The sequence below is a fragment of the Rhodospirillales bacterium genome (assembly GCA_028824295.1).
Taxonomy (GTDB): Bacteria; Pseudomonadota; Alphaproteobacteria; order TMED109; family TMED109; genus VXPW01.
Genome location: JAPPED010000026.1, coordinates 89,881 through 109,025 on the forward strand (window position 1 = coordinate 89,881; position 19,145 = coordinate 109,025).

At 62.9% G+C, this 19,145-nt stretch carries 15 protein-coding genes; 7 read left to right on the forward strand and 8 right to left on the reverse strand.

Going from position 1 to position 19,145, the window contains the following annotated elements:
* The first annotated feature begins 85 nt into the window (after positions 1-85).
* From OXH60_10975 to OXH60_10985, 3 genes are read left to right on the forward strand one after another with little or no spacing between them, the layout of a single operon-like run.
* A complete protein-coding gene (locus OXH60_10975) occupies positions 86-1,270 on the forward strand; it encodes an amino acid ABC transporter permease (protein ID MDE0712641.1) in 1,185 nt (394 codons plus the stop codon).
* Positions 1,271-1,302: 32 nt separating this feature from the next.
* The gene (locus OXH60_10980) at positions 1,303-2,379 is read left to right on the forward strand and encodes an amino acid ABC transporter permease (GenBank protein MDE0712642.1); all 1,077 of its coding nucleotides are present in this window, start codon (positions 1,303-1,305) and stop codon (positions 2,377-2,379) included.
* Positions 2,380-2,391: 12 nt separating this feature from the next.
* Complete coding sequence (locus tag OXH60_10985; GenBank protein ID MDE0712643.1) at positions 2,392-3,165, forward strand: amino acid ABC transporter ATP-binding protein; 774 nt, start codon at positions 2,392-2,394, stop codon at positions 3,163-3,165.
* Between the two features lie 250 nt (positions 3,166-3,415).
* Here the strand turns inward: OXH60_10985 and OXH60_10990 are convergent, their stop codons facing one another.
* The 8 genes from OXH60_10990 to OXH60_11025 all read right to left on the reverse strand — a co-directional run bounded on the left by OXH60_10990 (position 3,416) and on the right by OXH60_11025 (position 14,394).
* On the reverse strand, positions 3,416-4,090 hold the full coding sequence (locus OXH60_10990) for an outer membrane lipoprotein carrier protein LolA (protein ID MDE0712644.1): 675 nt from the start codon (positions 4,088-4,090) through the stop codon (positions 3,416-3,418).
* A 13-nt stretch (positions 4,091-4,103) separates the two neighbouring features.
* Positions 4,104-6,323 carry a DNA translocase FtsK 4TM domain-containing protein gene (locus tag OXH60_10995; GenBank protein MDE0712645.1) on the reverse strand — a complete coding sequence of 740 codons (2,220 nt, stop codon included), beginning with the start codon at positions 6,321-6,323 and terminating at the stop codon, positions 4,104-4,106.
* A gap of 251 nt (positions 6,324-6,574) precedes the next feature.
* Positions 6,575-7,762 carry an aminotransferase class I/II-fold pyridoxal phosphate-dependent enzyme gene (locus OXH60_11000; GenBank protein ID MDE0712646.1) on the reverse strand — a complete coding sequence of 396 codons (1,188 nt, stop codon included), beginning with the start codon at positions 7,760-7,762 and terminating at the stop codon, positions 6,575-6,577.
* A gap of 138 nt (positions 7,763-7,900) precedes the next feature.
* Positions 7,901-9,205: an ammonium transporter gene (locus OXH60_11005; GenBank protein ID MDE0712647.1), complete on the reverse strand. Its 1,305-nt coding sequence runs from the start codon at positions 9,203-9,205 to the stop codon at positions 7,901-7,903.
* Positions 9,206-9,542: 337 nt separating this feature from the next.
* Entirely contained in the window at positions 9,543-10,484 is a 942-nt protein-coding gene (locus tag OXH60_11010; protein MDE0712648.1) for an alpha/beta fold hydrolase, read from the reverse strand.
* Positions 10,453-11,490, reverse strand: a complete 1,038-nt coding sequence (locus tag OXH60_11015) for a site-specific DNA-methyltransferase (protein MDE0712649.1) — start codon at positions 11,488-11,490, stop codon at positions 10,453-10,455. Before OXH60_11015 ends, OXH60_11010 begins: the two co-directional genes overlap by 32 nt.
* A 475-nt stretch (positions 11,491-11,965) precedes the next feature.
* Entirely contained in the window at positions 11,966-13,270 is a 1,305-nt protein-coding gene (locus OXH60_11020) for an ammonium transporter (protein MDE0712650.1), read from the reverse strand.
* Between the two features lie 431 nt (positions 13,271-13,701).
* Positions 13,702-14,394, reverse strand: a complete 693-nt coding sequence (locus tag OXH60_11025) for a YggS family pyridoxal phosphate-dependent enzyme (GenBank protein ID MDE0712651.1) — start codon at positions 14,392-14,394, stop codon at positions 13,702-13,704.
* A 19-nt stretch (positions 14,395-14,413) separates the two neighbouring features.
* On the opposite strand from OXH60_11025, the gene OXH60_11030 reads away from it, so the two are divergent.
* Genes OXH60_11030 through holA form a run of 4 tightly spaced genes read left to right on the forward strand, consistent with a single transcriptional unit; the run spans position 14,414 to position 19,136 of the window.
* Positions 14,414-15,097 carry a thiamine phosphate synthase gene (locus OXH60_11030; GenBank protein ID MDE0712652.1) on the forward strand — a complete coding sequence of 228 codons (684 nt, stop codon included), beginning with the start codon at positions 14,414-14,416 and terminating at the stop codon, positions 15,095-15,097.
* A complete protein-coding gene (leuS, locus tag OXH60_11035) occupies positions 15,075-17,636 on the forward strand; it encodes a leucine--tRNA ligase (protein ID MDE0712653.1) in 2,562 nt (853 codons plus the stop codon). Before OXH60_11030 ends, leuS begins: the two co-directional genes overlap by 23 nt.
* A gap of 13 nt (positions 17,637-17,649) precedes the next feature.
* Positions 17,650-18,132 (forward strand): LPS assembly lipoprotein LptE, encoded by a 483-nt coding sequence (gene lptE, locus OXH60_11040; protein ID MDE0712654.1) that lies wholly within the window; start codon positions 17,650-17,652, stop codon positions 18,130-18,132.
* Entirely contained in the window at positions 18,129-19,136 is a 1,008-nt protein-coding gene (gene holA, locus OXH60_11045) for a DNA polymerase III subunit delta (GenBank protein MDE0712655.1), read from the forward strand. The genes lptE and holA overlap by 4 nt, the downstream gene beginning before the upstream one ends.
* Positions 19,137-19,145: the final 9 nt, after the last annotated feature.

A 19,145-nucleotide genomic window follows, 5' to 3' on the forward strand; every position in this document is an offset into this window, starting at 1 on the left:
ATCAACGGCATAACATTGTCGTGGCTGCCGAGGGTCCGGGCGACTCTCGGCAGCCAACGTGATGTGAGCCGGATCGAAGCAGGTAATGGCCACCCCGTCCAGCACCCGAATTGAACAGCTTGGCTATCTTTGGACCGATGAACGGCTTCGGGGGATCGCCTTTCAGGTCCTCGCGGTTGCTGGCCTCGCGCTCTTCTTCGCGTTCATTATCTGGAATACCGCTGCCAATCTGAAACACGCCGGTCTTGCGTCCGGATACGGCTTTCTCCTAGACCCTGCGTCGTTTGACATCAACCAGCGGCTCATTGACTACGAGTCGACGTCAAGCTACGGGCGGGCGTTTCTCGTTGGCGGGCTCAACACGGTTCTCGTCGCTTCGCTCGGGATTATGGCGGCGACAGGTATCGGTTTTGTCGTCGGCCTGATGAGGCTTTCGAACAACTTCCTGGTAAGCCGTATCGCCACGGTCTACGTCGAGCTGACCCGCAACGTCCCGCTGCTTCTGCAGATCATCTTCTGGTGGGTTGTCATCCTGGCCCTGCCAAGGGTGCGCGACAGCATTTCCATCGCGGATGTCGTGTTTTTCAACAATCGCGGCATCCGGATGCCGCAACCGATATTCGAGGACGCGTTCCAGTTCATCCTCGCACTCTTCGTTGCAGGATGTGTCGGCACGTTTGTCCTCGCTCGGTGGGCTCGAAGACGACACGAACAGACAGGACGGACGTTTCCTGTGGGCTGGAGCGCGATCGGTCTGATCTTCGGGCTCCCGGCCTTGTCGACCCTGTTTCTCGGACTGCCGGTCGATCTGGACATCCCCCTCTTGGGAAGATTCAACTTCGAGGGGGGGTTCAATGTCACTCCGGAATTGATCGCACTGTGGCTGGCGCTGTCCCTCTACACCGGCGCATTCATCTCTGAAGTCGTTCGTTCAGGCATACTTGCGGTCGACAAGGGACAAATTGAAGCGGCGCGAGCCGTGGGACTGCCGCCCGGCCTGAGAACCCGCAAGATCATTCTCCCGCAGGCCTTGCGCGTCATCATTCCGCCCCTCACGAACCAGTACCTGAATCTGACCAAGAATTCTTCGTTGGCGGTGGTAATCGGCTATCAGGACATCGTGTCCATTGGAGAAACCGTCCTGAATCAAAGCGGCCAAGCCCTTGAAGTCATTTCAATTTACATGGCGTTCTATCTGACCCTCAGTCTCTTAACCTCGGTCTTGATGAATTGGTACAACAAGCGCACCGCCTTGGTGCGCGAGCGGTAAACGACCAGATGTTTTTCCGAGACCAAAGCGAGATGCTTCCTGCGCGCCCGGCGCCGATCACAGAGGTCGGCGTCATCGGCTGGCTCCGCATCAATCTGTTCTCGAGCTATGCCAACACGGCATTGACGCTGGTTTCGGTGGCGCTACTCGTGCTGATCATTCCGCCATTCGTCGCCTGGGGATTGATCGACGCGCAATTCTCCGGCGACAGCGGGACTGCGTGTTCGGGAATCGGCGCGTGCTGGGCCTGGCTCGATCAGCGTCTGGGGCAGTTCTTCTACGGGTTCTACCCCGCTGACGCGCACTGGCGGGTCAACGTCACCGCATTGCTTCTCGTTCCAGCGCTGCTGTATGTGCTGGTCGACAACATGCCTGGGGCCAAGTTCGGTCGCTGGTTCTCGTATGTCTACCCGTTGCTTGCGGCCTATCTCCTCGTCGGCGGCTTTGGCCTCGAGGTAATTTCAACAGACAAATTCGGCGGCTTCATGCTCAACATGGTTGTTGGGCTTACCGGCATCGTGCTGTCTCTTCCCGTCGGAATTCTGCTGGCACTGGGCCGCCAGTCGCGTCTGCCGGTCATCCGACTTCTCTCGATCACCTTCATCGAGGCCGTTCGGGGCGTCCCGCTGATTACGCTCCTGTTCGTCGCCATCGTGCTCTTGCAGCTGTTCCTCCCACCGGAAGTATCGCTCGATCAGCTGCTGCGGGTGATCATCATGGTGACGCTGTTTGCCTCGGCCTACATGGCGGAAGTCGTGCGCGGCGGCCTGCAGGCCATTCCAAAGGGACAGATCGAGGGGGCACAGGCCGTGGGGCTGGGGTACTGGCAGACCATGCGGCTCATCGTTCTGCCGCAGGCGCTACGGATCTCAATTCCGGGGATCGTCAACACGTTTATCGGCTTATTCAAGGACACCACGCTGGTTATCATCATCGGCTTGTTTGATCTCCTGGGCCATGCCCGCTTGCTGCAGACCAATCCGGACTGGATCGGTGATGTCGACCATGAGGCCTACTTGTTCTCGGCCGCGGTGTTCTTCGTCATATGCTTCCTCATGTCTCGCTATTCGGTCTCACTGGAAAAGCAGCTGAGCCAGGACCGTCACTAGGAGCGCCGCGCCATGTCGACCGCAACCCCCGAGTCCTCCAACGCGCCGGCCGCCCCGCTTATCCAGATCTCGAACCTCAACAAGTGGTTCGGAGCATTCCACGTCCTTCGCGACATCAACCTGTCAATCGCGTCCCAGGAACGCGTCGTCATCTGCGGTCCGTCGGGATCCGGAAAATCGACGCTGATTCGGTGCATCAACCGGCTGGAAGACCATCAAGAAGGTTCCATTACCGTCGATGGCACGCAACTGACGCGGAACCTTAAGAACATAGATCTGGTTCGGCGCGATATCGGGATGGTATTCCAACAGTTCAATCTCTTCCCGCACCTGACCGTTCTCGAGAACTGCACCCTAGGTCCGATTTGGGTTCGGCACATGCCGCGTCAGGAGGCTGAAGAGACCGCCAAGAGACTTCTCGACCGCGTGCAAATTCTCGACCAATCCACCAAATATCCCGGTCAGCTGTCGGGAGGCCAGCAGCAACGAGCGGCCATTGCCAGGGCTCTGTGCATGGAACCGCGCGTGATGCTGTTTGACGAACCGACTTCAGCGCTGGATCCCGAAATGATCAAGGAAGTTCTTGATGTCATGACGGACTTGGCCGAAAGCGGCATGACGATGATCATCGTGTCGCACGAAATGGGGTTTGCTGCACAAGTAGCCGATCGCATGATCTTCATGGATGACGGGCAGATCGTGGAGGAAAACACCCCGGACGCTTTCTTCAACAATCCGCAGTCCGACCGGACGAAACTGTTCCTCAGCCAGATCCTCAGACACTAAGGCGCCACGCCTGGCGCCGGCCCCGTCGCTGGCGTACTCCTGAACTCCTGTCCGACGCTCTGACAGGGACAGCCAACAACTTCGCGCATATGGGCCCGGATGGTCCCGTACAAGCGTGTGCCCGGCCGCGCGACCCGCGCGCAATCAGGCAGCGAATACGACGCCACCCGGGAGCGTTCCTTCACGGGCTTGAGCGCGCCGGTGGTGGCGGCAGTCAGGTGCGGAGCCGCTCAAGCGCTGCGTCCGACGTCTAGCGTATGCCGCGAGGGTTGCTCGGCAATACCCTCCGCTGAGCCCACGGCCCGCGCCACAGATCGCCCCGCTGAATCATGTCGTCCGTCAGGCTGAACATGTCGTGCGCAGCGAATTCGGCCGCCGCCAGGTCTTCCAGGATCACGACCGTCGAGCGCTGCTGCACGTCAACCAGCTTCCAACCGGCGAGGCCAAAGGGTTGCTGCAGGAACACGAGCTCAATCCAGCCAGGAATCTGGACGCCGTCATCATCCAGCGCAGCAATCCGAACGGCAAGAAATTCATTGCGTTCAGCCACTTGCAGGATCTGCAGGTTGTCGTCCGCAGTCGGACGCCGGCCCTCGAACAACACCCGCAACGGCAATTGGTCCAACGAGAAGTGTGCCGTCTGACCTGCATCGGGATTGTGGTAGACCAGATACGTTCCGTTGGCCACCAGCACGGTGTTGTCGGGAGGCTCGTACTCAATGCGGGCCCGCCTTGGCGGAGACACCGCGATCCAGCCCTTTCGGAGTGTTCCGTCCGGATCCTGCTGGATAAACCGAGCGGTCAGTGGCGGAAGCGTCTCGAGGAACGACCAGACCCGATCCAGACGCGGGTCGGCCTGCGCGGCGTCGACGTGGCCGCCGCCGAGCAGCCAGCACAGCAGCAGTGCGCCGAGGACCGGCCTCACATTCGCATCCCGGTCAACCTATCACCTCGCGCTTACCGGTGTGGTCGGCTGGACTCACGATCCCGTCGCTTTCGAGTTGGTCGATCATGCGGGCGGCACGGTTGTACCCGATCTGGAGATGGCGTTGCAGAAAACTGGTCGAGGCTTTGCCCTTTTGCCGCAACAGGGCGACCGCGTCGTCGTAGAGTGCATCGCGCCCGGCTTCCTCGGAAAAGTCCAGGGGTTGGGCATCACCGACTTCTTCGGTTACTTCGAGGTTGTATGCCGTCGATATTCCCAAGTTCCTGAGGAAGTCGGCTACCCGTTCAACCTCTTCGTCACTGACGAACGGCCCATGCACCCGCTGCATTTTCCCGCCAGCCTGCAGATAGAGCATGTCGCCCTTCCCGAGCAGTTGTTCGGCTCCCTGGTCTCCGAGAACGGTTCGGCTGTCGGTGGCGGACGACACCTGAAAGCTGATCCGGTAGGGAAGGTTTGCCTTGATCGTGCCAGTCACGACGTCCACTGACGGTCGCTGGGTTGCGACGATCAGGTGGATGCCGGCAGCGCGTGCCTTCTGCGCCAGCGCCTGGATGGCAAGCTCGAAGTCCTTGCCCGCGCTGAGCATCAGGTCAGCCATTTCGTCTACGACAATGACGAGATATGGAAATGGCTCGGGCTCAATGGCCTGAGTCTCGTAGACCGGTTTGCCGGTCTCGGCATCGAATCCGGTCTGCACCTCGCGCGACAACTTTCGTCCGCGTGCGACAGCTTCCTCGACCTTGCGGTTATAGGCTTCGACGTTGCGGACCTGGAGCAGCGACATGGTCTGATAGCGCGAATTCATTTCACGCACCGCCCAGCGCAGCGCGGCAACCGATTTCTTCGGGTCTGTCACCACCGGGTGCAGAAGATGCGGAATCCCCTCGTACACGGTGAACTCAAGCATCTTCGGGTCAATCATGATCAGTCGCAGTTGATCCGGGGGAAGCCTGTAGAGCAGAGACAAGACCATTCCATTCACGCCGACTGATTTCCCCGAACCCGTTGTGCCGGCAATCAGCAGGTGTGGCATTCCCGCCAGGTCAGCGGTGACGGGCTCGCCGTTGATGTCCTTGCCCAACGCAATGATCAGGCTGCCGCGCTGTTTTTCGAACAACTCTGAGCCGAGAATCTCACGAAGGTAAACGGTCTCTCGCTTGGCATTCGGGAGTTCGATGCCGATGGCGTTGCGATCGGTCACCACCGACACCCGTGCCGCCTGCGCCGACATCGACCGGGCAATATCCGGCGCCAGCGAAATCACCCGACGCGACCGTATCCCTGGCTCCGGCTCAAAATCGTAGCGGGTGACGACGGGCCCTGACAGAATCCGCTCGATGACGCCTGCGATCCCGAACTCGGCAAGCACCGTCTCCAGCATCCGCGCGTTTGCCTCTTGGCCCTCGGCGCTGCCACGAACAGGTCTCGGCGGTTTGCGCAGCAAGCCAAGCGGTGGGAGCCGGTAGCCCTCCTCGTCCATCCCCAGTGTGGCCTGCCGTTCGTCATCCTCACGCTGGCCGATGCGCGTCGGGCCGGCAGTCTGAACCCGCCGGCGTTTTTTCTTGGGTGATCGTTCCTTCGAGGCCTCCATCGCGGGCCCTAGCGTCGGAGCAACCCGTTGCGCCGGGGCGTTTGCCTCGTCACTGGAAATACCGGCGGTCAGTTTTCGGACAGCTGCGTAAACCGCACGGAGTCCCTTGACCAGTCCCGCCCAGTCCGACGCCTGCATGGCAGAGGCGTATAACCAGGCGATCGAGGCCAGCGCCATGCAGACCGTGACCATGATTGCCTGAAACCATGACGTATCGGCCAGTTCCGTCCCGACCTGCGCCTTGAATGCTCCCACAACTTCCGCAGCGCCCAACACCGCGGAACTTGGCCCTTCACCAAGCTGAAACCATGCAGCTGTCAGGGTCGCGAGTACCAAGGCAAGCGCAAGCGCAAGCAGCCGCCAACCAAACCGGACCAGCGATTGCGAACGAACCATCCGCCAGCCCCAGGCCAGCACTGCCAAAGTCGCCACCAATGCGGCGGGCATGCCGATCCACGTTCTGAGCTCGGCGCTTACCAGTGCACCCGGCATGCCAAACCAATTGACGGGCGCCCGGTCCACGTGGACCAACCTTGACGGATCGCCTGGGTCCGACGAAAGCAGCGTGAGCAGCAGGACTCCGCCGACCGCCAACAGGCAAATTCCCAGCAACCGCCGCATCAACCCCCATACGGGGTCGGTCCACTGACGGCGCCACTTGTTTCGACCTGCCTTGTTCGCCGCAGTATCCGTCAACTCGACCTACAATCGAACGCGGCTCGCCGAATGAGCATCCGGCGAAAACTCTGACGAGCCGTAGTCCCGGTGCGCTGGAAACCCGTTCATTTCCCTCGTCGCAAGGTGCGCCTACGAAACGCTTCCGTCAAGTGCGGCCATCGCCCGGCGGTCGGCGCGGCCGCATCGATTTCCGCTCACCCGAGCGCATCGGACAAACGTTCCAGGCCTTTCCGTACAACATCGGCAGGCGGCACTAACGCCACACGAATGTGCCGGTCTGCTTCCCCGGCTTCACTGGAGAGGAAGCCTCCCGGCATCACCTTCACGCCGGCCGAGTCCCAGAGAGTCCGAGCGGCTCGCTCACCGTTCCCGACATCAAGCCAGAGAAAGAACCCGCCGGCCGGTTGATAGAACTCGAATCGACCCGCCAAGATGGCTCCAGCCGCTTGGAATTTCTGGCGGTAGAGGGCTCGGTTGTCTTCGACGTGGGAATCGTCGTTCCAAAGTTCGGTGGCGGCCGCCTGCACCGGAAGGGGCTGCTGACCCCCGCCATAGGTACGCATCCGCAGAAAGGCCTCGAGGAAGGCAGCATCCCCGGCGACAAATCCGGAGCGCAGTCCAGGGACGTTGGAGCGCTTGGACAGCGAGTGAAAACTGACCACGTTCGCAAGGTCACCCCCAAGCTCCCGGGCCGCTTCCATCACGCCGAACGGCGGAGTTTCACAGTAGATTTCGGCATAACACTCGTCCATGACCAAGAGCGCGCCGACCGACCGTACTAGCGCGATCAATCGCCTCAAATACTCGCCGTCAGCCACCGCACCCTGCGGATTGGCCGGTGAACAGAGATAAAAGAGCGCTGTGCGCTCCCACACGCCCTGCGGTATCGCGTCAAGATCCGGCAGAAACCCGCTAGCCCGGTTGCATGGCAGGAACACCGGATCCGCGCCGGCGATTACCGCAGCGCCCCGGTACACCTGATAGAACGGGTCCGGCATCAAGACCAGCGGCGTTTCGCCGCTCTTGCGTTCCGGCATAGCAGCAAGGGCCACCGCGAACAGTCCCTCGCGCGTACCTCCCACTGGCAACACATGTCGATCAGGGTCGATCATGCCCGCGGGTAGCCGATAGCGCCGCATCAGCCAGTTTGCGCAGGCAGCACGAAGCGCGTCGGTCCCGCGGGTTGGAGGGTAGCGGCCCCACTCGCCCGCGTGCCGTTGCAACGTCTCGACAAGAACGGGCGGCGGCGCGTGTTGCGGCTCGCCGATCGACATCACGATTTGCCGATCGGCTGCAGGCGCCAATCCCGCCAGCAGTCGATCCAGCCGCCTAAACGGATAGTCGACCAACCGGGACAGGCGGGGGTTGACGGGTACAGACATCAGCAGGGCTGGGTGCAGGTCACTTCGTCAGGGTACTGCGTTCTCGCCGGACCGACGCCGGCCGGGCAGGACCCGGCCGGCGTCGGGACGCTGTCGCAGCCCCTGATTTGGATAACCGGTTCCGACCGGCTTGGCCGACTATGTGGCGCGACCCGGCACGAACTCTGGGTAAGACACGAGCCCGATTTCCACCGCATCGGAACCCTGCATCTCGTCCTCGTCATCGAGACGAATTCCCATGGCGAGCTTCACCACGTACCACGCCAGCGCACTCACGAGGAACGCAAATAGCCCGACAGCGATGATCCCGGTCAGCTGGGTGCCGAAACTGGCGTCGGGATTGGTGAGGCAAACCGCGATCGTGCCCCAGATCCCGCAGAACAGATGCACGGGAATGGCGCCGACGACATCGTCCAGCTTGACCCGGTCCAGGAACGGAACGCCAACGGCGACGATGACTCCACCGACACCGCCGATGAGAATCGCTTGAATGAATGTGGGCGTCAGTGGCTCGGCCGTGATGCTCACCAAGCCGCCCAGCGCACCATTCAGAATCAGTGTGACGTCAAGACGGCGATAGAACCCGTAGTACACCGCGGTCGCTGCCAGCGCCCCGCCGCAACCGGCTAGGTAGGTGTTCGCGTAGACGCGCGACATCGCGCTGGCGTCCTCAACCGACGCCAATGCCAGTTGCGAGCCGCCGTTGAATCCGAGCCAGCCAAGCCACAGCACGAAGGTGCCGAGTGCAACCAACGGCACGGCCGACGCTTGCATCGGATTCACGGTGCCGTCCGCCGAGTACTTGCCACGCCGCGCGCCCAGCAGGATCACGCCCGAAAGCGCGCACCAGCCGCCAACGGAATGCACGATGGTGGAGCCGGCGAAATCGGAGAATCCCAATTCGCTCAACCAGCCGCCGCCCCATGACCACGCACCCTGAATCGGGTAGATCAGCGCGACGATCACGAACGCTACCCACAGAAACGCGGACACTTTGACGCGCTCTGCCACCGCTCCGGACACGATCGATGCCACGGTGCCCACAAACACCATCTGGAAGAACCAGTCGGAAGCGACCGAATAGGAGGCTTCCGCCGTCTCCGACGCGGGATCCGCGATTTCGAACAAGCTCAATGAACCGAAGTACCCGCCGTCGACACCGTCGTACATCAGGTTGTAACCCAGCAGCGCATAGGTAACGGCGGCAAGCGAGTAGAGCCCGACCTTCTTCATGCAGATGGCGCCGGCTGACTTGGTGCGCACCATGCCGCATTCCAGCATGCAGAAGCCGATGGCCATTGCGCACACCAGCGCTCCGTTCACCAGAAACGACATCGTGTTGAATATGAATGCCATCTCGTCCGGTGACGGTGCGGCGAGGGCCGCGGTCGGCCCGAGCAGAACGGCAGCAGCAGCCGTTCCGGACACACGAAATGTTTTCACGCGATACTCCGATGGAAAGAGTTTTTGACAAACTGGAAAATCGGGCCAGAGCACAACCATCGTGGACACGTCACGACTGTTGGCAGAACCAGCGCCCAGAGATGCCTACTCTAGTTGGGAAATCCCGTCCCGGTCTATCCGACCTGGCACTAGAGAACGGTCTTCCCCTGATCGGGGACAAGACGCCGAGCTCGGGACGCCCTTCACATGCGCACCCGTCCTCGGTCCTCGGCATCGTGCACGATCGTCCTGGGGCGCGATGCTGCACGCGAGGATCACGGCACCGTTCACGCGCCAAGTTGCGTTACCTGTGCCGCCGGCGCACGGGCAGCGTCCGCTACGTCTTGCCGGCCTCGACGTCTGCCAAGAATCCTTCAAGCACCATGTTGAACAGCGCCGGATCTTCCAGATTGAGTACGTGACCTGTATCCGGCATCACGAACAGGCGCGCCCTGCTGACACACCGCTTCAGGAACAGACCCGGTACCAGGCATCGCTGGTCGTCATCCCCGGAAACGATCAGCGTCGGAAGCTGAATGGCTCGAATTCGATCTTCCAGGTCCCACAAGCCGGGACGCTCCGCCTGGACGCCTCGCTGTGTCAGCGCGGACCCGGCGTCTGAGTGCTCGGCAAGTCGTGCAACGAAGGCCCGCCAACCACGCGGGTCCTTCCGCATGAAGTTCTCCCGCCCCGGCCCCGAGCCATATTCCTCGGCGAATCCGGCCGCTCCTTGCTTCTCAAAGCTGCTTGCCACATCCAGCGAGAGGGCCCGGAATTCGTCGCGTGTCTCAGGCTCCGCGCCGTAACCACAACCACAGACCGTGAGCGACAGGGCGCGGTCGGGATAGGCCAAACCAAAATGAAGCGTGGCGAACCCGCCCATCGACAGCCCGACGATATGTGCGCGCTCGACTTCCAAGTGGTCCAGGACGGCAAGCGCGTCATCGCGGGCCAGTTCCTGTGAATAGCTTCCAGGGTCCGGCGGAATGTCGGAATTCGGGTAGCCGCGTGCCGAATAGACGATACATCGTCGCCGTCGACCGAAATGCCCCAATTGCGGTTCCCACGCACGGTAGTCGCCTGCGAACTCGTGAATGAACAGGATCGGCACTCCGGTACCGGTCTCTTCGTAGTACAGCTTGACACCGTCGCGCGCGGTTGCATGGCCCACGGTCAGTGTTCCCCCATCTGCGCGGTTCGTTGGCGGCCGGAAGCGGCCCCGCGCCTGATCCGACGTCGGAACGGGTCTAGCACATCGCTGTGTGCCGCTCCACCACATGGCCGAAGGCCGGCCGGCCGTCATCGGTGCGCGCCGGCAGATCGGTCGTAAACGTCACGTCCTCGGTGAACAGACGGCGTTGGCCCGCGGTCCCTTCGGCAAGAAGACCCTCGCGGCCCAGTCGCTGGAGGACCACGGCCTTGGCATTACACCAGATATCGATGCCCACCCATTGTCGCTTGAGCCGCTCGGCGGCCACCAGCGTGGTCGCGCATCCGGCGAAGGGGTCGAGAACCATGTCCCCTTCATCACTGCTGGCGAGAATCATGCGTTCATAGAGGGCGATTGGTTTTTGCGTCGGATAGCCAAGGCGCTCGCCGTGAGTCGTGGAAAGCATCGACATATCCCACCAGTCCCGAGCAGAAACGATGGAATACGTGCCCTGACCATCGCGGAAATACTTTACGGCGCCGCCTTGCCCGCCACCGGTTCGGCCGTACGACTTGACCTTGAGAACGTTGAAACGGCAGAGTTTTTCCGCTTTGGCGTAGAACAGAATGATGTCGTGCTTCCTGGCAAATTGCCGTTTGCTCACTCCCCCCGACTTGTAGCACCACACGACTTCGTTCTTGAAATTCCGGTGCCCGAACACCGCGTCCAAGAGCTGTTTGAGGTAGTGGCTCGCGGTCGGATCGCAGTGGAGGTAGACGCTCCCGGTCGGCTTCAGGATCCGCCGCATGGCCAAGAGGCGCACGGCCATGAAGCACAGGAAAGCTCCCATACCGTCGCTGTACGTGTCCCTCGCGGCGGCGATGAGGCGCATGAGACCCGGATGGCTATCGGTGATCTGGTCTACCCAGTCCCGTTGCACGTCCTGCTCCCACGACCATCTGTCCTGAAACTTCGCGCCCGCCGCCAGGCTGTCAGGCGTGGCGCGAAAATCGCGCCCTTTGTTGAATGGTGGATCGGTTGCGATGAGGTCAACGGATTCGCTGTTCATCGCCTCCAGGAACCCCAGATTGTCACCGAGGAAAAACGTCCGATTCTTCCAGTTGGGCTCAGCCATCACCTCGTTCCGTCAGATCGCAGGGGGCGGCTCCGTTCGAACGAAGCAGTTGGTTGCGCAAACGATCGCCAGCCGAACGCGCTCGTTGCCGAGGCCGTTGACCAAGTCCCAGATTGGCCGGGATCCCGTGAGATGTCCGTGACCCCGTGCAGCTCGCGAAAGGGCGCGAAGTCCTTCGCGACTGCGGTGCTTGGCTACCTCCCGCAGACCGGCGCCGATCTGGCTTCATGTCCGACCGGCACCTGAACCGCGCCGTCTCGAACGGCGGAACGCGACGACCATCAGAGGACGACCTCCTATGGCAGTGCCGCACCCTGCCCGCGCCGCTCGAGACTCCTTCCGAGGATCCGCACATGGGTCCAATGCTTCCCGGCGTCCGGGCCGTCGCGACGGAAGCGCCGGATGAGATTCCCTCATCCGGCGCCATGCCTTCACGTCGGTTGGTCGGTCTCAAGGGCCGTTCCGGCCACCGGGATCACCCGGAGCGACCGGCGACGAACTCGGGGTACGACGCCACTCCGACTTCGGTTAGGTCAGAACCGTGCATTTCATCCTCCTCATCGAGGCGGATGCCCATCACGAGCTTGACCACGTACCACACCAGCAGGCTCGCGAGGAAAGCGAACGCGCCGATGGCGACGATGCCGATCAGTTGGGATAGGAGGCTTGCCTCGGGGTTGGTAAGGCAAACGGCGATGGTTCCCCACACTCCGGCAAACAGGTGAACGGGAACCGCCCCGACCACGTCATCAAGCTTGATTCGATCGAGGAAGGGCACACCGACCGCCACGATCACGCCACCGATGGCGCCGATCAAGATCGACTGTACGAATGATGGGGCCAATGGCTCCGCAGTGATGCTGACCAAGCCACCGAGCACTCCGTTGAGAATCAGCGTGATGTCGAGCTTCCGGAAAACGGCGAAGTACGTCGCCGCTGCCGCTAGCGCTCCCCCGCATCCGGCGAGGTACGTGTTCGCGTAGATCCGCGACATCGCGCTGGCGTCCTCAACCGACCCCAAGGCCAGCTGCGAACCGCCGTTGAATCCCAGCCACCCGATCCACAGCACGAAGGTGCCGAGCGCCACCAGCGGAACGGCCGATGCCTGCATCGGATTGACCTTGCCGTCGGCCGCGAACTTCCCCCGCCGTGCGCCGAGCAGGATGATCCCGGCCAGCGCGCACCAGCCGCCAACGGAGTGCACGATCGTAGAGCCGGCGAAATCGGAGAAGCCCAATTCGGCCAGCCAGCCGCCGCCCCATGACCACGCGCCCTGAATCGGATAGATGACGGCCACCAGCACGGCAATCACCAGAACGAACGGAATCACGCGAACCCGCTCGGCGACAGACCCTGACACGATCGAAGCGGTCGTCGCCACAAACACAACCTGGAAGAACCAGTCCGACGCCGCCGCATAACCGCCATCGGAAGCTTCGGAAGCCGGGTCTGGCGTATCGAAGAGTCCCAGAGACCCGATGAAGCCGCCGTCGACCCCGTTGTACATGAGGTTGTAGCCGACGATCGCGTAGGTGACGCCGGCGATCGAGAACAGCCCAATGTTCTTGACGCAAATCGCGCTCGTTGACTTCGACCGCACCATGCCAGCTTCAAGCATGCAAAAGCCGATAGCCATCGCGAACACCAGGGCTCCGTTCGCGAGGAACGACAAGGTGTTGAAAATGAAGGCCGCATCTTCTGGCGAGGGCGCCGCCAAGGCCGCAGCAGGTCCGAACAGGACGGCCGCAACGGCCACCCCGGAAACAAGGAATAGTTTCATGCGATTCTCCGACGCATCCCCGGAACTCCGCTCACGCGACGAAGAGAGGCGCCAAGCGAATGGCCGCCTCCGTTCCGCTTCCGGCTTGGATGACCAAAACTCCCTGACAATGCCCAGCGTCCAGCAAGGGCCTTACGGCGGCCGAGCCGCAGAAGAACCCGGTTCAGTTGACCGCGGGTTTGCGGCAGAGGGCACGTGTGAGCAGGTGCGAGCCCCCGCAATAGTTACAAACAAGAATCATGCCAATTTTGCCGGAGGGCACCGGTCAGCACCGCTGACGCTACAACTGCCTAACTTATAGCCGTGTTGTGTTCAGTAGTGATGAAATTATATGCGGTTATGTCGATAGGCTGCTTGCGGAACCGCCAAAGCATGGCGCCGTCAGCGTACGCGCGTCGACGCCCGAGCGGTCCTGATGACCAGCCCAGGTCCTATGTCCGAGGGCGTGGGCCGAACACGGCGGTTCCGACCCGGACATGGGTCGCGCCCATTTGAATTGCGGCCTCGTAGTCGGCGCTCATCCCCATACTCAGTTCCGCCAGGCCGATGCGGTCCCGCAACGTCCGTAACAGCCCGAAGTACGGAACCGGATCCGTATCTTTGGGGGGGATTCCCATGACACCCGAAACGCGCAGTCCCAGCTCCGCCTGACACCAGGTGATGAAGCGGCCGGCTTCGGCCGGCGGGCAACCGCCCTTCTGTGGCTCCTCACCGACATTGACCTGGACCAGCAGCCGCACGGCACGGTCGCGAACCGCACTGCAGTTCGACAAGGCGCGAGCCACGGATTCGCGATCTACGCTCTCGATGACGTGTGCGAGCCCGGCTGCAGCCGTGACCTTGTTGGACTGCAGCCGTCCTACGAAACGGAGTTCGGCAGCTGGGTAGCGCTCCAGGAGCGGCGGCCATTTGGCCTGCATTTCCTGAACGCGGTTTTCCGCGAAGGCGCGATGGCCGACTGCCAGCAGTGTCTCGATGGTGTCAGCGGCCACGCCCTTCGAGACGGCAACCAGGGAGACGCCGTCGGGATCTCGCCCAGCCTCCCGCTCGGCCGCACGGACGGTGGCCAGCACCGATTGCCAGCGCGAGACAAGCCCAGAGGTAGCGGCAGGCCGTGCGCGCATGACCTAGATTGCGAGCGCCATGACGATTGATCCTAGCAAACCTCCCCGCCTGCCTCGGCTGTGGTTTCTCAGCGCCGAGGAGCGCGGCATCGACTCCCGTGAGATCGTACCCACGCTGCCCCGAGGCATGGGCGTGATCTATCGCGATTACCGCAATCCTGAGCGACGTCTCCGCGCCCGCGAGCTTGCCCGGCTATGCCGACGACAGGGATTGGTGCTGCTCGCCGGGATGTCGAAACCCCGGTCGTCGTCATCGGTGACCGCAGGCGTGCACGTCCCGAGCTGGTCCCGGCGCCCGCCGTGCGCCAGAGGTTTGGTCACGCTGTCGGTGCATCGGGCCGGCGACCTGCGCCGGGCCAGGGCCAGCGGCGCCCACTTGTTCATCGTCGCGCCCGTGTTCCGCACCGAAGCTCATCCGGAGGCTGTTCCCCTCGGGCCGCTGCGTCTGGGTCTGCTTGCTCGCCGGCTCCCGGGTCCGGTCGCCGCGTTGGGTGGCATCACGCCGATATCGGCCCGCCGCCTGACGGGTCTGGGTGTCTACGCACTATGCGGGAGCGGTCTGTTCGCGCACGCGGGCGCGCACAGAGAATTGGCCGGGCTCCGTGTATGGTGTGGGCCGCCCTCCACCCGACCTCAGGTCCGGCCCGCGAATCCGCGCGACGCACGACGGTTCCGAACGTATGTCCGCTTACAATCCCGCTGAACTTGAAGCCAAATGGCAAGAGGCTTGGGAAGCGGCGGAGGTCTACCGCACGCCACCGCCGTCAGATGCACCGGACCGGTACGTCCTGGAGATGCTCCCGTATCCGTCGGGACGCATTCACATGGGTCACGTCCGGGTCTACACGCTGGGGGACGTGCTCGCCCGGTACTCGCGGGCCCGCGGGTACAGCGTGCTGCATCCGATGGGCTGGGACGGATTCGGGCTCCCGGCCGAGAACGCCGCCATGGAGCACGGCATCCATCCGGCAAAGTGGACGTGGTCCAATATCGACACGATGCGCGCCCAGCTCCGGTCGATGGGCCTCAGCTACGACTGGGACTGCGAGGTGGCGACCTGCAGCCCGGTGTACATGCGCGAACAGCAGCGTCTCTTTCTCAAGATGCTGGACGCCGGCCTGATCTATCGGGCCGAGGCGTGGGCCAACTGGGATCCTGTCGAGCACACGGTCCTTGCCAACGAACAGGTGATTGACGGGCGGGGCTGGCGCTCAGGAGCCCCGGTCGAACGGCGTTTGCTGCCGCAATGGTTCTTCCGCATCACCCGCTACGCGGGCGAACTCCTTGATGCACTCGATCATCTGCCGCGGTGGCCAGAGCGCGTAAAGACCATGCAGCGGAACTGGATCGGACGGTCGGAGGGGGCCCGGCTGCGCTTTCAGGTGCTGGGCGGCAGCGAAGAAGTCGAGGTTTTCACGACGCGGCCGGACACGATCTTTGGAGCCACCTTCATAGCGCTGTCCCCGGATCACCCTCTCAGCAGAACCTGTGCCGACACGAATCCGACCGTGGCCGCGTTCATTCAGGAATGCACGCGCGATCCCGGCCGGCGGAACCGGGAGGCGGCGGGCCCTGCCGGAAAGACCGGCGTCGACACGGGACTCCGCGTGCAGCATCCCTTCCTTGAGCGCTCACTCCGTGTCTTCGTCGCCGATTACGTCCTGATGGAATACGGCACCGGCGCCATCTTCGCGGTGCCCGCACACGACCAGCGCGACCTCGATTTCGCCCGCGCCCACGAACTCGATGTGGTTCCCGTCGTGGACCCGCCGCCCGGCGTCGAGCGCCCCGGGCCGGACGAGGCATACGTTGGCGATGGCACGCTCAAGAATTCCGAATTCCTCGACGGACTCGACGTGACCGCGGCGAAACAGACGGTCATCGACCGACTCGGAGAGCACGGAGAACGCAGCATTCAGTACCGAATCCACGATTGGTGCGCGTCGCGCCAGCGCTACTGGGGCTGCCCGGTGCCGGTCGTCTTCTGCCAGGACTGCGGTGTCGTCCCGGTGCCTGATTCCGATCTTCCGGTAACGCTGCCCGACGACGTCAAGTTCGACCGGCCGGGCAACCCACTGGAGCGGCACGCGGAATGGAAGACGGTCGACTGCCCGACCTGCGGCTCGGCCGCAGAGCGCGAAACCCAGACCCTCGACACCTTCGTCGATTCCGCCTGGTACTACTACCGGTACATTTCCGCCCAAGCCGATCAGCCGCTCGACCGCGAGGCGGTTGCCCGATGGTGCCCGACGTTCCAGTACGTGGGCGGCATCGAACACGCCATTCTCCACCTCCTGTACGCACGCTTCTTTACGCGCGCGCTTCGCGATATCGGCGAACTGCCCTTCGACGAGCCGTTCGACGGCCTCTACTGCCAGGGAATGGTCTGCCACCAAACCTATCGGGAACCAGCGGAAGGCACCTGGCTTTACCCGGAAGAGGTCGAGGCGAGTGGCAACGGCGGCTTCCGGCGCCGTTCCGACGGGGCGCCGGTCGTCGCTGGGCGAGTCGAAAAAATGTCCAAGTCGCGCCGCAACGTCGTCGATCCCGTCGACATCATCGCCACCTACGGGGCTGACGTCGCGCGCCTCTTCATGCTTTCAGACAGCCCGCCCGAGCGCGATCTCGAATGGACAACCTCCGGCGTGGAGGGCGCCGCCCGCTACCTGCAGCGAATCTGGCGAGCGTTCGACGAACTTGAGCCCGGACCGGTCGGAGCTGCCCAGCCGACCCGGTTTGCCCCGGCCGCCCACGCGCTGAGACAGACCACCCACCGTACGATCCGCGCGGTGGAAGAAGACATCGAAGCATTCCGCCACAACCGGGCCGTCGCCCACCTGCGTGCCCTGTCCAACGCGTTCCTTCGTTTCGATGTGGCGACAGCCGGAACCGGCGGTGCGTGGGCGCTGCGGGAGGCGCTCGAGACCTTCGTGCGGTTGTCTGCCCCCCTGATCCCGCACCTCGCGGAGGAACTTTGGCAGCGACTGGGACGCGACGGATTCATCTGCCAAGGTGCCTGGCCGGAAGCTGACCCCAATCTGCTTGCCGAGGAGCGGGCGACCATCGCGGTCCAAGTAAACGGTAAACTTCGGGGCACGATCGAACTTGCCCTCGGGGCCGGCGAGGCAGACACTCGGGAAGCAGCACTCCAGTTGCCGAACGTGATCCGTGCGATCGAGGGCGCGGAGGTGCGCAAAGTGATCGTTGTCCCGGACAGGGTAGTCAACGTCGTTGCCCGGTAGGGTCTTCAGGAGCTTGGCAGCGGCCGCCGTACTCGCCGCGGCAACCTCAGGGTGTGGCTTCGAACCGCTTCACGGGGCCTCTGTCAACGCTGCGCTCAGCGCAGTCGACGTCTCTCCGATCCAAGGCGGGCCCGGCGAACTGGTGTATCGGGCGCTGGTTGAACGGTTGCATCCCGCGGGCAAGTCGTCGGCCCCTACCTACCGACTGAACGTGACGCTCCGGTCCGTCAGTTCGCCACTGATTATCGACCAGTCGACGTTTGTCCGCCGTTACGACGTGCATCTGCAGGCGCAGTATCAATTGATCGAGATTTCCACGGGCCGTGAGGTCGGCGGCGCGGAACGGGATGCCCACGCGAATCACGGCGTGATCCCCAATGAGATCTACGGCACGCTGATCGGTTCACACGCAGCTCTGGAACGGGCCGCAAACGTCCTTGCAAACGTCATTGCGACTGATGCCGCACTGTTGATTCGTGCGGATCAGCGCGGATGAAACTGCAAGCCCATCAAGTCGAGGGGTTTTGTGCCAACCCCTCTCCGGAACCACGGGCGATCCTGCTGTACGGGCCTGATCAGGGTCTCGTTTCCGAACGGTTTACGCAGATTTCGCTGTCGCTTGCGCCCAACCAGGATGATCCGTTCCAAGTGGTCTCCCTCGATGGCGACGACGTCGCATCCGATATGGCCCGTTTCCTGGATGAAGCTGCGCAAATATCGCTCGACGGGACGCGGCGCGTCATCCGGATCCGCCACGCTGGCGAAGCCGTGACCACCGCCCTGGACACATTTCTCAATTCCGAGGGAGAGGATTCGGTGGTCCTGGTTCAGGGCGGCGATCTCGGGCCCAGATCTGGCCTGCGCCGGCTCTTTGAACGCGCCAAGGACGCAGCAGCAGCGCCCTGCTACGCGGACGACAGCCGGACGATCGAGCGACTGCTGCGCGACGTTCAGGAATCGCATCGCATCGAGATCGACCCGGATGCCTACGCCTATCTGGTTGTCCGCCTCGGGCGTGACCGTGGCGTCACCAGGAACGAGCTTGAGAAGCTCGTGCTGTTCGCGGGAGATGGCGGGATCCTCGACTATGAAGCCGCCGCCGCGCTGTCCGGTGACAATGCGCTACTGGGGGCAGACGCACTCGCCGATGCGGTCGGGCTGGGCCGGGCGGGTGACGCGTTTCGAGCCCTTCGGCGACTGCACGAGGAAGGACTGAGTGATGTCGCGGTGATCCGGCGTCTGCTCCGTCACTTTCAAACCCTGCACATGGTGACGGCGGCAGCGGATCCACTCCAGGCCGTCGATAGCCTTCAGCCACCCGTCCATTTCAAACGCAAAGAGGCCGTCGAAACGCAAGCCAGACAGTGGTCGCCGCTGCGCGTTGAGCACGTGTTGCGGCTCCTCGGGCGCGCCGAGCAGACGTGCAAGCGAACCGGAACGCCGGGCCGGGAAGTCGTGCGGGAAACCGTGCTCCGGATCGCCCGCATCGCTGGTCCCTGACCGCGGTCT